The 14,506-nt window shown below is 34.8% G+C and carries 13 protein-coding genes, 1 tRNA gene and 1 pseudogene; 10 read left to right on the top strand and 5 right to left on the bottom strand.

What is annotated here, in order from left to right:
• Window positions 1-706: 706 nt before the first annotated feature.
• The 7 genes and pseudogenes from OZD67_RS05770 to dapA all read left to right on the top strand — a co-directional run bounded on the left by OZD67_RS05770 (window position 707) and on the right by dapA (window position 7,549).
• Window positions 707-2,452: a type I secretion system permease/ATPase gene (locus OZD67_RS05770; protein ID WP_182184032.1), complete on the top strand. Its 1,746-nt coding sequence runs from the start codon at window positions 707-709 to the stop codon at window positions 2,450-2,452.
• 283 nt (window positions 2,453-2,735) lie between these two features.
• Window positions 2,736-4,176: pseudogene (locus OZD67_RS06165) on the top strand (hypothetical protein).
• 4 nt (window positions 4,177-4,180) lie between these two features.
• Complete coding sequence (locus OZD67_RS05785) at window positions 4,181-4,789, top strand: hypothetical protein (RefSeq protein ID WP_182184030.1); 609 nt, start codon at window positions 4,181-4,183, stop codon at window positions 4,787-4,789.
• A gap of 4 nt (window positions 4,790-4,793) precedes the next feature.
• Complete coding sequence (locus tag OZD67_RS05790; protein WP_182184137.1) at window positions 4,794-5,609, top strand: hypothetical protein; 816 nt, start codon at window positions 4,794-4,796, stop codon at window positions 5,607-5,609.
• Between the two features lie 383 nt (window positions 5,610-5,992).
• Window positions 5,993-6,066: transfer RNA gene (locus OZD67_RS05795), tRNA-Arg, on the top strand.
• Window positions 6,067-6,133: 67 nt separating this feature from the next.
• The gene (gene ssb / locus OZD67_RS05800; protein ID WP_096616007.1) at window positions 6,134-6,607 is read left to right on the top strand and encodes a single-stranded DNA-binding protein; all 474 of its coding nucleotides are present in this window, start codon (window positions 6,134-6,136) and stop codon (window positions 6,605-6,607) included.
• Window positions 6,608-6,616: 9 nt separating this feature from the next.
• Window positions 6,617-7,549: a 4-hydroxy-tetrahydrodipicolinate synthase gene (gene dapA, locus OZD67_RS05805; protein ID WP_182184029.1), complete on the top strand. Its 933-nt coding sequence runs from the start codon at window positions 6,617-6,619 to the stop codon at window positions 7,547-7,549.
• A 38-nt stretch (window positions 7,550-7,587) separates the two neighbouring features.
• Here the strand turns inward: dapA and ligA are convergent, their stop codons facing one another.
• Complete coding sequence (ligA, locus tag OZD67_RS05810; protein ID WP_182184027.1) at window positions 7,588-9,576, bottom strand: NAD-dependent DNA ligase LigA; 1,989 nt, start codon at window positions 9,574-9,576, stop codon at window positions 7,588-7,590.
• On the bottom strand, window positions 9,569-9,727 hold the full coding sequence (locus tag OZD67_RS05815) for a hypothetical protein (RefSeq protein WP_182184025.1): 159 nt from the start codon (window positions 9,725-9,727) through the stop codon (window positions 9,569-9,571). Before OZD67_RS05815 ends, ligA begins: the two co-directional genes overlap by 8 nt.
• A 78-nt stretch (window positions 9,728-9,805) precedes the next feature.
• Here OZD67_RS05815 and gltX point away from each other — a divergent pair, with 78 nt between their 5' ends.
• Both gltX and OZD67_RS05825 read left to right on the top strand, forming a co-directional pair.
• Window positions 9,806-11,128, top strand: a complete 1,323-nt coding sequence (gene gltX, locus OZD67_RS05820) for a glutamate--tRNA ligase (protein ID WP_182184023.1) — start codon at window positions 9,806-9,808, stop codon at window positions 11,126-11,128.
• A 168-nt stretch (window positions 11,129-11,296) separates the two neighbouring features.
• Complete coding sequence (locus OZD67_RS05825) at window positions 11,297-12,175, top strand: Rpn family recombination-promoting nuclease/putative transposase (RefSeq protein ID WP_182184022.1); 879 nt, start codon at window positions 11,297-11,299, stop codon at window positions 12,173-12,175.
• On the opposite strand, the gene OZD67_RS05830 is transcribed toward OZD67_RS05825, so the two are convergent.
• The 3 genes from OZD67_RS05830 to OZD67_RS05840 are packed head-to-tail and all read right to left on the bottom strand — an operon-like array spanning window position 12,168 to window position 13,949.
• Entirely contained in the window at window positions 12,168-12,563 is a 396-nt protein-coding gene (locus OZD67_RS05830) for a cytochrome c-type biogenesis protein CcmH (RefSeq protein ID WP_182184020.1), read from the bottom strand. The genes OZD67_RS05825 and OZD67_RS05830 overlap by 8 nt on opposite strands.
• The gene (locus tag OZD67_RS05835) at window positions 12,547-13,587 is read right to left on the bottom strand and encodes a hypothetical protein (protein WP_182184018.1); all 1,041 of its coding nucleotides are present in this window, start codon (window positions 13,585-13,587) and stop codon (window positions 12,547-12,549) included. The genes OZD67_RS05830 and OZD67_RS05835 overlap by 17 nt, the downstream gene beginning before the upstream one ends.
• A gap of 2 nt (window positions 13,588-13,589) precedes the next feature.
• The gene (locus OZD67_RS05840; protein ID WP_064125547.1) at window positions 13,590-13,949 is read right to left on the bottom strand and encodes a ferredoxin family 2Fe-2S iron-sulfur cluster binding protein; all 360 of its coding nucleotides are present in this window, start codon (window positions 13,947-13,949) and stop codon (window positions 13,590-13,592) included.
• A 141-nt stretch (window positions 13,950-14,090) separates the two neighbouring features.
• On the opposite strand from OZD67_RS05840, the gene OZD67_RS05845 reads away from it, so the two are divergent.
• The gene (locus OZD67_RS05845; protein ID WP_182184219.1) at window positions 14,091-14,246 is read left to right on the top strand and encodes a hypothetical protein; all 156 of its coding nucleotides are present in this window, start codon (window positions 14,091-14,093) and stop codon (window positions 14,244-14,246) included.
• Window positions 14,247-14,506 lie beyond the last annotated feature (260 nt).

Here is a 14,506-nt window from a genome sequence, read left to right on the forward strand (position 1 = left end):
AACCCAGAAATGTTGTGAAGACATAAGGTGCACATAGTGCAAAAAATTAAAAATAAGACGCCAACTACGTTGTTTTCTTGTTGTTTAATCTGCACAGATGAAGATAACTGAATACCTTCACTATCATGATAAGGGGGCTGGCGGGGTTTGTCAAGTAAGTTTTTTCGTTTCTGCATGCATCCTCTAAAAAGGACACATTTTAAACTTTTTTGTTGAAATAAAATAGAAACAAAAGTGCTGTTTCTTGTAGTATTTTACTCCTTAACATCCCTTAAGTTGTCGCCATTGTCCGTTCAGGATAGCGGCAAGACCATAGAGTAAAAGTGAGTTTACAACAAATGGTGTCATCCCGCTACGTGTTAGCGGGATCTCTTGTTAGCGCCATGGCGGTATGACGTAGGATTGCTGTCATTCCGCTGCTTGTTAGCGGATGAGATACCGCGGTGGTATGACGGTTTGCGGCTGCATGACGATGGTTTATACCTCGTCATCCCGCCGCTTGTTAGCGGGACTCTTGTTAGCGCCGCGGCGGTATGACGTAGCTCAGCTATAGGCAATGAAGGAAATATTAACTATACTTCTTTGTTTATATTTCCTATTCACATATATTAATATTTTACTTACTTAAAGCAGGCTAACTACCGTTATTAATATTTTTGTAATAAAAATTGTATATGGTGCATATAATCAAATTAAGAGGAAGATTGTGGAAATTACGCCATCAATAAAAAAAGAATTGAAGCAAAGTACTCTATATATTTGTCTAGAAAAATGCAAAAGTGCATTTTGGTTCATCTTTTGGTTTAGTGCGGGAATCAATTTATTAATGTTATTCCTACCACTTTATACCTCTCAAGTGCTTGATCGGGTGATATCAAGCGAAAGTGTGTCAACACTAACTATGCTGACAATTATCACTTTATCTGCATTTGCATGTTCTGCAATGCTTGAAACTTGTCGATATTTAGCCATGGCAAAAATAGGTGATTGGATCGATAAAACTGCAACACCAGATCTGATAGTAAGGTCAATCAGGCTAACGTCAGTGCAGAGCTCAACTTCAAGTGGTGAAGCAATACGAGATCTCGGGGTAATAAAAAATTTCATTACAGGAAATGGTATATTCTCACTGTTTGATACTCCATGGTCGTTAATTTACCTTGTTGTGATTTTCATGATACACACCTCCACGGGGTTTATAGCTATTGCTGGAATTATTATATTAGTCTCTATGGCAATATGGAATGAACTTGCCACTAAACGAATATTACAAGAAACCAACGAAGAAACTATACGGAATATCAATGCTATAGATGTTGCAACAAGAAATGCAGAAGTAGTTGAAGCTATGGGCATGTCAGAATTCATAGTCTCTGATTGGTGTAAACGAAATGATCAGAATCGAGCAATGCAAATTAAAGCACAAAATCGCTCTAATGTAATTACTGGAATCACTAAGTTTTTGCGCTCAACTCTGCAAATATCAGTAATTGGAACAGGTGCATTACTTGCAATTACAGCTCATAAAACTGCTGGTAGCATCATCGCTGCTTCAATTTTAATGGGTAGAGTATTAGCACCATTTGACGCTGCGGTTCATACTTGGAAGTTTTTAAATCAGGCTAGAATGTCATATGGAAGGCTACAAAGACTTATATTAACATCGCCAAAAAGAGAGCAAACGATGGCTCTACCAGAACCTGAAGGAAAATTGGAATTTGATAGAGTATTTTTTACTCCTTATGGAAGCAATAAGCCAACAGTAAAAGGAATATCATTTATTATAGAACCAGGGGACGTAGTAGGTGTGATTGGTGCAAGTGCTTCTGGTAAATCCACTATCGCAAAATTAACTGTTGGTGTATGGAAGCCAATATCTGGTGTAGTCAGACTAGATGGCGCTGATGTATATACTTGGAATCGAGAAAATTTTGGTAATTATGTTGGCTACTTACCTCAAGATATTGAGTTATTTAACACTAGTATCAAAGCTAATATTGCTCGCATGAGACCAGATCCAAATCCTGAAGAAATAATCAAAGCAGCAAAAATTGCAGGAATACATGAACTAATACTAAGCTTACCAAATGGATATGATACAACAATAGGAGGGCCTGGGGGAGTAACGCTCTCTGGCGGCCAAAAACAGCTTCTTGGACTTGCCAGAGCTTTTTATGGTCACACAAAACTTTTAGTACTTGATGAACCAAACGCTAACTTAGATAGCAATGGAGAGGCATGCTTAATTAATGCAATTGGCATTGCAAGAAAGCAAAATACTACTACTGTTATCATCACTCACAAGCTACCGTTATTGTCCGTAGTTGATAAGGTAATCCTCATGTCAGATGGTGTTATTTACGCTATGGGCCCAAAAGATGAGATTTTGAGCAAATTAGTTGCTCCATCATCAAGTACCACAGAAGATGAGCGTTCTTCAGCAAATGGTTAGTTCTAAATTCTGTATCTGAAATAACAACTGTTCCAGTATTACTAGAAATGTTTACCATTAGAAATGATATTACAAGAATAGTAAATAGACTAATAACTCCTATTAATTAAAGTTAATCGGCAGATAGTGTATATTTCTAATTAATTTAATCTATTACCTAAATAGCTTAATATTAGTAGTAATTTTGTGAAAAAATTATAATATAAATAATGTTGCTGCCTAACGTTTAATGAATTTCAATAAATTGCCTTTTTAATTCTAGATAAGTATACGTTTTGTTAATATGTTTAGTTCAAAATCCAAAAGTAAGTTTATGCTTTCTATTGGAGAAGAAGGCATAATGTTACTATATTTTAAAAATAACACTTTAAATAAAAGGTATTTTGTTAAGGGCAAAAACGATAAAGCAGTTTCCGATTTAATTTCATGTCTTTCGTCAGATAAAAAAGCACCTTTATACCTAGTACTTAATCATGCAGATCAAAATTACTTGCTACAGTTTATTACAAGGGCAAACAAGATTAGTGCCTATCTATCAGCAAAAACAAAGATGGAGCATTTTTCTCGTAATAATGACATAAGTTCAGTTTTTTTGGTTGAGAAGCCAAACAAATTCAATCAAAATTGGTGCTATCTTCTTGTTTCATCAAAAGCAAAGCATTTAGTAGAATATTGGTTGAATGTGTTTGTTGAGATAGGCTCCAACTTTAAGGGAATATTAATGTTTCCTATAGAAATAAGTAATATAACAAAAAAGATTCTACATAAAGATCCTAATAATTGGAAAATTATAGTTGCTGCAACTAAAACGGGAGGCTATAGACAAGTGGTTCTTAAAGAGAATAAAATGATATTTACGCGTTTAGTACCATTTACTAATGATAATTTACCAGGAATTATTGCTGGTGGAATATATCAGGAAGTGCAAGATACTATTCGATCCTTAACTAAGTTTGGGTTTGAAAAAAATAACCCTATCGACCTTTGCATCATAGTGTCAGAAGATATTAAAGCTAGTTTATCAGTCATAAATTTTTCAGAGAATAGTGTGAACATATTAACTCCATATGAGTTAGGCAAACTATTAGGAGCAGAACTAGCTATAAGTGAAAAAGATAACTTTTGCGATACCATAAATTTTGTTTCATAGCTTTAAGAATAAATTAGCAGCTATTTTTAATACAAAGGAAACTAAAGAATTTTATCTATTCAATTATCTTTATTTAAATTCTCCTCAAATTTTTCTATACTTCGCTTTGGTTTTAGTTGTAATTAACGCCCTTTGTTTGCTAAATTTGTATTCAAACTTCAGTGTCGCTAATAATTTATCCGCAAAGCAGAGCACCTTAAATAACCAATTAACAAAACTTAGCCAAAGCTATAATGTAAAAAAAATAGATGAAATTTATGATTTTATTAATATCAATAATATTTTATCAAAAATAGAATACTCTCCTCTTACACAAGTTAAGTATGTAGAAAAGTTAAAAGTACCAGGTATAGAGCTTCGATCATTTGAATGGAATTATAATGAGGCAAAAGGTTATATTACCACAACTTTAAGGTTTAATTTTCAATCCGGTAAAAATATTTCCTATCAATACGAGAAACTACGAAAAAATTTAAACGATAATTTTCGTACCTATGACATTAATATTTCTAACTTACCTGCTGCTAAAGGGCAAAATCTATCTATTGATGTTGAAATAGGAGAGGCAATGTAGATTAATGACTATCTCTCAATTAAAAAGAAAAGCTACAATTCAGTTTATATCGTATTTGTTATTATCTGTTGGATTAATAGGGTTATTAACATATGTTGTTATCTATAACGAAAAGGTTTATAATAAAAACCAAATTGCGATTGATAAAATACGTTCTATTAATTTACAGATTACTGGAATTCAAAAAAAGGAAGTTGTTCTAAATAAAAACCTAGATTTATGGAAAAAAATTTCCTCTTCAAATTTACACAGTAGCAGATATATTGCAAATTTAAATTTCGAGCTTAGCAGGTTATATAAAAAGTACTATATATTAGAACCTGAAATATCAATTTCTATACCCGAAGAAGTTGAGCTCCACAACAAAAGTGAACGCACAAAAGTAATAAAAAGTGAAGTGGTCCTAAATTTAAGTTCAATCAGCGATAAGCATATTTTTTTATTTCTACAGTCTATTCCAAATCTGCCCGGTTATGTTATGATCAAATCTCTTATTTTAAACAAGCAGAGAAATATTGATGCTGCAACTATGAATCAAATTTTGAATGGTAATATGATAGAGATAGTGAGAGTTAATATAGTCTTTGATTGGTATACTATATTAAGTAGATAAGGTGATGAACATAAAGCTGTTTTTTATTTTTACGCTACTCATTTCCAATGTTAATGCATATTGCAGTTGTGAAGATATCATAGAAAGCATAGAAATTTGTAAGGAGTATTCTTGCCGACAATATATTGGCAATGAAGATTTTATTGAGCATAAAATATTAGGATTAAATAGTGGAAATTTATGCGTATATATAGAAAAACAAGGTGATGATGAAATGGTTTGTCATCATTCTCAGTATGGAATGATGATAGAAAAAAGATATTTTGAAAGTATTCTTAAAGTTGGCAATCAAGAAATCGATGATTTTATTGATATAGCAAATTTGCGTGCAAAAGAGTGTTTCTTTATTAACAATCAAAAACTAAGCTATACAGATCGGGACGATATAATAAGAGAAGCAGTGGAAAGTGACTTTGACGCTTTATCACAATATAGTAACGTAAAAAGCATTTTTTTTGATGAAGAGCCAGTTAATAGAATAGTCAATGAAATGGAAAAGTTCAATTTACGGTCTTCAAGAGCTGCAAAAGAGGAGGTGTCAGATAATTTCAACTGTAAGGTAGTGAGTTTAGAGTCAATTTTATATCTTTCTCCCGATACATGGAAAATATGGGTAAATGGAAAACTGTTTATAAATACTAAGGACTTAAAGGTGCACTCAGTCACTGAAAATTGTGTGACTTTTGTATGGGCCGTAGATCAAAAAGCAATAAAAAAGCATGCGAATGATTCTCAAAATGTATATCTTGGACAGGGGAGTGTTATGTTTACGCTTTATCCAAAACAAAAATTTGACTTGGATAGCTTATCTATTAAATAATTTAGTACATAGCCAAAGTGACTTAGGTTTACCGACAATTTGAAAAACCGTCATCCCGCTGCTCGTTAGCTGATGAGATACCGTGCACAACTGTACGAACGTTGCAATGTGACACGATGTTGAATAATAAATGATGTCATTCCAGTGCTTGGCACTGGAATCTAGTTCTTATTGTACATTTACTTGGTGTAGAGTTAAGTTTCCTGGATCCAAGTAGTCAAGGCACTGAGATGACATCTTTGTATTTGAGGCAAAACCTGCTATAACATTTAACACACTGCTTTCACAAACGAATGTTCGTACAGTTGTGGAATGAATCGCAGTATGACGGTCCGCTACGTGTTAGCGGGATCTAGAGATACCGCGGGTGGGTAGCTATATATGCGCTTGTAGCTCAGTTGGATAGAGCGTTGCCTTCCGGAGGCAAAGGCCGTAGGTTCGAATCCCTCCAAGCGCACTTCTAATTAAATTTGACAATAGTACTTTCACATAAGATAATAAAGGGATTTATTTAGAGCATAATTATGTCTGGTGGTACCATAAACAAAGTCATACTAGTTGGTAATTTAGGAAAAGATCCTGAAATTAGGACTACACAAAATGGAAAAGAGATGGCAAGTTTTTCAATAGCCACGTCTGAAAGTTGGACTGACAAACTTTCCGGTATGCGCTCTGAAAAGACAGAATGGCATAATATTGTAATTTTTAGTGAAGGATTAGTAAAAATCGTCAAAGATTTTGCACGCAAAGGCAGTAAAGTTTATGTTGAAGGTTCTTTGAGAACTAGAAAATGGACTGACCAAAACGGTAGTGAAAGATACACAACAGAGGTGGTTCTATATAATTTTAATAGCGCTCTTACTCTCTTGGATTCGCGACCAAATTCCGATTACAAGCCAAGTGAATACAAGCAAAATGAAACAGAACAAAAAAATAAGCACGAAAGTTTTGACAACGATATAAAAGATGAACTAATCGACGATGAAATACCATTTTAACAATTTAAATTGAAATCTACATTTTTATGGACTGCTTGTGTTACTCCCTTTAATTACAATGGGGATAGCATAGATTATAGCAGTTTGCAGCGTTTACTTACAATGCAAGCTGAAGCTGAAAATGGTGTAGTGTTGCTAGGTAGCACAGGTGAAAGCCTATCGCTTACTGATTCTGAAAAGCGTACATTAGTTGAATTTGTATGTAAGCTAAAATTAAGTACGAAAATTATAATTGGTGTACCAGGGGTGAGTCTATATCAGACTCTTGAATGGCTTGATTTTTGCAGGGGTATGCCTATTCACGGCTATCTAATGACAACTCCAATTTATGCAAAGCCTGGAATCATGGGGCAGACTTTATGGTTTGAAAAGCTACTTGAAAAAGCACATGTGCCGGCTATGTTTTACAATATTCCATCGAGAGCAGGAGTGAGTCTTCACGCCGAAACTGTACGCAACTTATCCAGCCACGAAAAATTTTGGGCTATCAAAGATTCAAGTGGCACCGTTGATACTTTAGCTCAGTATAAGAAAGTTGCTCCAAATATTGAGGTCTTTTGCGGAGATGATAATATGATATCCGATATGGCCGCTTATGGCGTAGCTGGTCTGGTTTCCGTTGCTTCCAATGTTTGGCCACATGCAGCACATGAATATGTTAAGCAATACCTACTGTCATTCCAGCACGTAACTAGAAAAAAAACAACTCCTCAAATAACAGGAAATGACATGAAAAGTTCAACAGATATCTGGCAACAAGCTTGCAAAGCTCTATTTATTGCCAGCAACCCAATACCCACTAAAGCACTTTTGCATGATATTGGTCTTATAGGACATCAAACTGTCCGCCTACCACTCAGCACAGAAGACTTGCCATCTATTGAAAAATTGAGGCAAGCCAATAAAATGATTCTTGGATGGAAAGAATTGGCTACTCTCTAAATAGTCTTGCAACTTTGATTTAATATACAATCCAAGTGTCATTTGAACACTCCCAAACTTATCACTTTATGCCACTGGTCTTCATCTAAAATTTCTACACCTAATTCCACTGCCTTTTTATATTTGGATCCTGGTTTTTCTCCTGCAATTAGGTAGTCAGTTTTAGCAGAAAGATGTGAGCTGACCTTTGCTCCTAGAGTTTTGGCTCTTACTTTTGCCTCTCCTCTACTCATAGCAAGTAGCTTACCAGTAAACACTATAATTTTATTATTTAAAACAGAGTCACTAGAGTTGGAGCTCACAGGAAGAATTTGAAGACAAACAGTAAGATCATTTAACATTTTGATGTTATGTTCCTTAGAAAAAAATGATTCCAAAGATTCAGCCCCTTTTTTTCCTATGCCGTCTATACCGACTAGCTCAGTATTATCTGATGACAGTTCAATCATCGAATTATACCAATTATCATAAGAAACATAATAATCTGCAAGCAATTCTGCTGCAACTTGGCCAATAAATCTAATACCTAAAGAAAATATAAACCTATCTAGAGTTATTACCCTTCTGCTTTGTATAGAATTTAACAAATTAGCTATAGATTTCTCGCCCCAACCAGACTGTTCTTCCAGATTAAATTCATCCAATTTTTCTTCTAAAGTAAAAATATCATGGATTTGTTTTATCAGACCAAGGTCGTAAAAAAACTCTATCTGCTTGTCACCAAGGCCAACAATGTCAAATGCATCTTTCGATACAAAATGCTTTAGTTTTTCTATTATTTGAGCTTTACAGGCAAATTCCTCAGGACATCTTACTGCCGCCTCTCCCTCAACCTGACGTACTTTACTACCACATTCAGGGCATACTCCAAGAAACACAAATTCAGGTGTATTTGGAAGACGAGAATCTCTGCTTACTTCAATGATCTGGGGAATTACATCTCCTGCCCTCTTGATTGTTACAATATCTCCCTCTCTTATGTCTTTACGTTTTATCTCATCTTGGTTATGCAGACTTGCTCTACTAACTAGCACCCCACCAACATTGACTGGCACTAAATCTGCAACTGGAGTTAAAACCCCTGTTCTGCCCACTTGTATAAATATCTTATTTAACTTTGTTTTTGCATAAACCGCAGAAAACTTGTATGCAAGCGCTGAGCGCGGTGCTTTGTGAGTATTCCCTAGACGATTTTGTAGTACCAAATCATTTACTTTATAGACTATTCCATCAATATCATAATCCAAGTTATAGCGACAATTATAGACCTCGTTATAGAACTTCAGCATTCCATCCAAACTACTCGTTAAGGACTGATGCTCATTTACGCAAAAACCAAGTGCCTCAAGCTTATTTAGTATTTCACTTTGACTTTTCTCTGCTCCACCAATTAAAGAATAAGCAAAATATCTAAGAGGTCTACTTGCTGTAATGTTTGCATCCAATTGCTTTAGAGAACCAGCAGCTGCATTTCGAGGATTGGCAAATTCATCGTTTTCATTTAACTTTAAAAAGTCGCTGTTACTGATGTATATTTCACCTCTTACTTCTAGTCTTCCTTGCACACCTTGCAAAAACTTAGGAAAGCCTTTTATTGTTGCAACATTGTGAGTGACATCTTCCCCTAAAAAACCGTCACCTCGAGTTGCAGCTTTAACAAATCTCCCATCCTCATAAATTGCAGAAAACGACAACCCATCAATTTTTGGCTCACATAATATCTCTATTTTGTCCTCAATTAAAAACCTCTTTATTTTAGACAAAAATTTCTCTACACCCTGTTCATCATAAGCATTCTCAAGAGAAAGCATAGGTTCTTGATGTTCCACCTTAGAAAACCTCTCATCAGGTGGAGCACCAACACTATCTTGTGTTGCATAAATTTCTGGCTCTATTTCAGCTAACTTTTTCTTCAGTTCATCATATTCAGCATCACTTATTTCTGGCTTATTTTTTTGGTGATACAAAACATTATGATAATTTATTTGATCTTGCAGTTTTTCTCTCATCTTTTCTAAGTTAGTCATGATACCAATATAATGCTACATTAGCCTTTGTCGTCAAGCTGTGAATTTTCTTGAATTTATCATATGGTCTTAATCCATTAAATATCAAAGGTGCCACAATGCTATAGCCATACTTATTCTTCTCTTGCTCAATTGTATTAGCAGATCTCACTTGCTTTAGCCGTACATTTATATAAAATTAAAATAAATTAGAGTAAATAAGTTATTATTTTATAATATTGCTATTTAAATGCTAACAAGATTCGCTCCAAGCCCAACTGGCTACCTCCACGTAGGAAACGTACGAACTGCTCTGGTTTGTTGGATGTACACACGCAATCAAAACGGAAAATTTTTACTCCGTTTTGATAATACTGACCTTCAGCGTTCAGATATCAAATATATAAATAATATCATAGAAGACCTAAAATGGATTGGTATCGATTGGGATGCAAGTTTTAAGCAATCAGAGCGCTTTGAGCGCTATAACGAGGTGTTCTTGCAGTTAATAAAAGAAGGGTATATTTATGCATGCTATGAAACAAGAGAAGAGTTAGAAATTAAACGAAAGTTGCAATTAAAACAAGGACTTCCTCCTGTTTATGACAGAAGTGCATTGCTTCTAACTGAGCAAGAGAAAATCCATTATGGGCAAGAAGGACGAAAGCCGCATTTCAGGTTTAAATTGGATAGAAATGAAGTTGTTAAATGGAATGATGAAGTTAAAGGTGAAATAAATATTGCAACCAGTAGCGTCAGTGACCCTGTGGTAAAAAGAGAAGATGGAATTTACACATACATGCTACCTTCTGTTATTGATGACGTTGACCTTAATGTAACCCATGTTGTACGTGGGGAAGATCATGTAACTAATACAGCAGTTCAGATCCAAATGATTAAAGCATTAAAAGCGAAAATTCCTATATTTGCTCACCTTTCTCTACTACATTTTGATGATAGCAAGATATCGAAACGGAAAGGCGGGTTGGATATCAAGTCCATAAGAGAAGATGAGACTGAACCAATGGCGCTAGTTAGTTATTTAGTGAAGCTCGGAACATCCAATCCAATTGAAGCTTGCACCTGTATGCAATCTTTGATTGACTCATTTGACATTAAAAAATTTAGCTCAGCATCTGTACAATTCAGCTTGAGTGAAGTATACAAGCTAAATAGCAAAGTGCTGCAACAAATGCCATTTGAAATGGTGCAAGACCGTTTAAATCAAATTGGAGTGGACTCCTCAGAGTTTTGGTATTTTATAAGGAACAATATAGAAAAGTTTTCTGAGGTGGCCAAGTGGTGGAAAATATGCAAATCTGATATAGAGCCTGTGATTCTTGATAAGGAGCTTATAAAAATTGCGTTCAATGCATTGCCTCAAGGCGATTGTAACGAAAACACATCATCAGAGTGGGTAAAAGCTATTCGACAGACAGTGGATATAAAGGCAAAAGACTTATTTATGCAGTTGCGTTCAGCTTTAACAGGAACAGAAACAGGCCCAGAACTTGCTAAATTATTAATTTTTATCGGCAAAGAAAATATCATTGCAAGGTTAAAAGAAAAGTGAAAATCAAAAAATTATATAGTAACCAGACTGCATTCTGTAAAAAATGCGATCTTTCATTTGAGCTTTTTTCAATTTAAAGTAAATACAGAAACTAGCTATCTTCAAAAATATGGTTGAATAATTGTTAATAATAGTGTATAATTATTAATATTTTTAAGCATTTTTGCCATGGCTCTTTCAAAATTTCTCGATCCTCGCAATGATTTGTGTTTCAAAAAAATCTTTGGAACGGAAAAAAATAAGAATATCCTTATTCACTTTTTGAACGATATTTTAGGATTTGCTGAGGCAAGTGCAATACAAGAAGTAGAATTCTTAAGTACTATCATGGATCCCGAAATTGCCTCTGATAAACAAAGTATTGTTGATGTTCTCTGCAAGGATTCTATTGGTAATAGGTTTGTGATTGAGATGCAACTGGCTCGTGATAAAGGTTTTGAGAAACGCGCTCAACTATATGCTGCTAAGGCTTACTCAAGACAATTAGATAAATCTGGCAACTACATTGATTTAAAGAAAGTCTTCTTTATTGCTATTTCCAATTGTAACTTACTTCCTGAAGAAGTTGGTTATATCTCTACTCATAATATACGTGATATAAAAACCAACGGCCATTACTTAAAAGATTTTCAATTTATCTTTATTGAGTTACCTAAATTTACAAAAAGCAAAGTAGAACAGCTAGAAAGCATAGTAGATCGTTGGCTATTTTTCTTTAAATATGCTGAAGAAACGACAGATGAAGATCTAAAGAAAATTGCAGAAAAGGCACCAATAATAAAGCTAGCATATGATGAGCTAGATAAGTTTCGTTGGAACGAAAAAGATTTAGTAGCTTACGAAGAAAGAATAATGGATCTACGCAAAGAAGAAGCCATTCTTGAATACAGACTTGATCTTGCTGAAGAGAAAGGTATAGAGAAAGGAAAAATTGAAGTCGCAAAAGCAATGCTGGCTAATAATGTTGATGTCAACACTATTGTCAAGTGTACTGGCCTTTCTATGAGTGAGATTGAAGAATTAAGTGTGAACGGTTACATTACATAAAAGGTTTAAATATACTGGACATACTGGTATACTTTCGCATTAAAAAACACCCAATAAGCAGAGTTGTAAGTGGAATAAACCACAAAATGTAAGTGCTAGGTGGAGTAGTTATAATTGAATTGCCGTAAGAATTTTTTAACTCTGAGATTATCTCTTCATCTGTGTATCCATCATTGATTTTTTTACGAATTGCTTTTCGCATATCATACGCGATCTGAGATCCAGATTCAGACAATGATTCGCCAGAACATATTGGACACCTTATTATTTCAAATAAACTTGTTGCTCGTTTTTCCATGCTTTTATCTCTGAGTTTATTATCCAGAGTAAAAGCGTTTACGCCTGAGTGAAATATCAATATGAAAAGTAAACTAACTACTGCTCTCATCCTTGGTTAATTGGGTTATTTTACTGAGTTGGTTCATAAAATCAGTGATGGATAACTTTCCAATAAAGCTTGACCCCACATCATCATCGTACTTTATTGAAAATTGAACGCTGTCATCAGTTGTTTTTTCTGATAAGAAAGACATTAATTTTTCAAACGCATCTGAAGTTTTTGAGTTACCAATCATAAACGAGATTAATTCTTTATAATTTGATATAGCCACGTTGATTTTGTCTTTAAATGAAGACGTAACCAAATTATAATTTTGCACTCCACCATCTGCAGCAAGAGAAAAATTATTACTTTGAATTAAAAATTTCTCTATGTTGAAATTAACTCTGGAAGCTGAGATGTGGTTTACAAATTCGTAATCAAATTTAGTGTCGATACTAAGGTAACTTTCAGGACTTGCAGTATTTTTATACTGATAAGTATAAAAATCAAATCCTAGTTTAGTATTTCTACTTGGTTCTTTATCGAGGTGAAATTGAATGTAATTGCTTTTATCATTCACTTCAGTTATAACACTTTGCTGATTTTCTGAAACATCACATTTTAATCCATAATCTTCGTAACGAAGTGTATCTATATAGTCTATTACGGTACTATTTCTGTTGAATCGCAATGAAGATGGTAAATCATTTAGTCTAACAACAAAGTGGCTGCTATCGTTTGTGTGGCATTTTATATTCTTTTTCTCATCACCATGAACAACAATGTTGACTTCATTGCTTGGTATGTAGATATATACTGATTTATCAAACAATCTATTTTTTATCAATAAAGCATCGGATGAGATGGTTAATTGCTCATTGGAAAATTTTGGGTTTGTCACACGGAAAATTAGGTTAGAAGGAAGTCCACTGAAATCATGTGAAATATCGAACTTTTCGTCGTTAATGTATAGTATTGTTTCAGCTAAAAGATTTTTTACCTTACATGCAGAAAAATACCAAAAACCACTATACGCTACAGGAATAAACAAAAGTAAAGAGATGATAATATAGATAAAAATCTTACGCATAGCTAATTATTCCCCTGTTTATCCAATGATATATTTCTTGTACCCCTTGGTATGGTTACACACAAGCCGTCGATATCTTTTGTGATTTTTATTTGGCACCCAAGTCTTGATGTCTCTGTTAAGCCGAAGGCTAGATCTAACATATCGTTTTCCTCATCAGATATGGGATTATGCGTTTCTACAGCATCATAAAATTCTGGATCAACAATCACGTGGCATGTAGAACAAGCAAGAGAGCCTTCACATGCACCTTCAAGCAGATCTGGATCACTTCTGTGGGCTAAATTAAGCAGAGTTTCTCCCTCTGCAGCTTCATAGCTTTTCTTACTCCCATCAGGTAAAACAAAAGTAACAGATGGCATATTATTCCTATTAAAATCCTTACTAATTTCTCTATATCCTACAGGTAATAACTAATATTTGCAAACTCTTTGCAATTCCAGTGCATATTTCTTGTTATCCAAGTACTTCCTTTAGCATAGATCCCGCTAACAAGCAGCGGGATGACGATTGTTAGGGCCAGCGCCCCTATGATGTCATCCCAGTGCCCAAACACTGGGATCCAAGTTGCTCACAAGCAAACTAGCATAGAAAGTGGTTACAACATTTTTGATGAGATTATATGGAAAACTGGATTCCAGTGTCAAGCACTGGAATGACAAGTTCGCGGCGGCATCCTCGTCATCCCGCCGCGGGATCTCTTAGCCGCTAACAAGAGATCCCGCTAACAAGCAGCGGGATGACGATTGTCAGGGTGTCATCCCAGTGCCCAGACACTGGGATCCAGCTTCTTTTTTTTCTAGATTCCAGCGTCACGCGCTGGAATGACAGCAGTTCTACGTCATACCGCCGCGGTATCTCTTAGCCGCTAACACGTAGCGGTATGATGATTCTTCAAATCGTCAAGGTGTCATCCAAG

The organism is Wolbachia endosymbiont of Drosophila nikananu (assembly GCF_028981865.1).
GTDB classification, from domain to species: Bacteria; Pseudomonadota; Alphaproteobacteria; order Rickettsiales; family Anaplasmataceae; genus Wolbachia; species Wolbachia pipientis_B.

What these genes read in the sequence shown, in the direction of transcription:
- OZD67_RS05790 (WP_182184137.1), top strand. Translation starts at nt 4,794, where the DNA reads ATGAACATAAAGCTGTTTTTTATTTTTACGCTACTCATTTCCAATGTT.
- ligA (WP_182184027.1), bottom strand. Translation starts at nt 9,576, where the DNA reads ATGACTAACTTAGAAAAGATGAGAGAAAAACTGCAAGATCAAATAAAT.
- ssb (WP_096616007.1), top strand. Translation starts at nt 6,134, where the DNA reads ATGTCTGGTGGTACCATAAACAAAGTCATACTAGTTGGTAATTTAGGA.
- OZD67_RS05825 (WP_182184022.1), top strand. Translation starts at nt 11,297, where the DNA reads ATGGCTCTTTCAAAATTTCTCGATCCTCGCAATGATTTGTGTTTCAAA.
- OZD67_RS05785 (WP_182184030.1), top strand. Translation starts at nt 4,181, where the DNA reads ATGACTATCTCTCAATTAAAAAGAAAAGCTACAATTCAGTTTATATCG.
- gltX (WP_182184023.1), top strand. Translation starts at nt 9,806, where the DNA reads ATGCTAACAAGATTCGCTCCAAGCCCAACTGGCTACCTCCACGTAGGA.
- OZD67_RS05845 (WP_182184219.1), top strand. Translation starts at nt 14,091, where the DNA reads ATGACGATTGTTAGGGCCAGCGCCCCTATGATGTCATCCCAGTGCCCA.
- OZD67_RS05830 (WP_182184020.1), bottom strand. Translation starts at nt 12,563, where the DNA reads ATGAGAGCAGTAGTTAGTTTACTTTTCATATTGATATTTCACTCAGGC.
- OZD67_RS05835 (WP_182184018.1), bottom strand. Translation starts at nt 13,587, where the DNA reads ATGCGTAAGATTTTTATCTATATTATCATCTCTTTACTTTTGTTTATT.
- OZD67_RS05840 (WP_064125547.1), bottom strand. Translation starts at nt 13,949, where the DNA reads ATGCCATCTGTTACTTTTGTTTTACCTGATGGGAGTAAGAAAAGCTAT.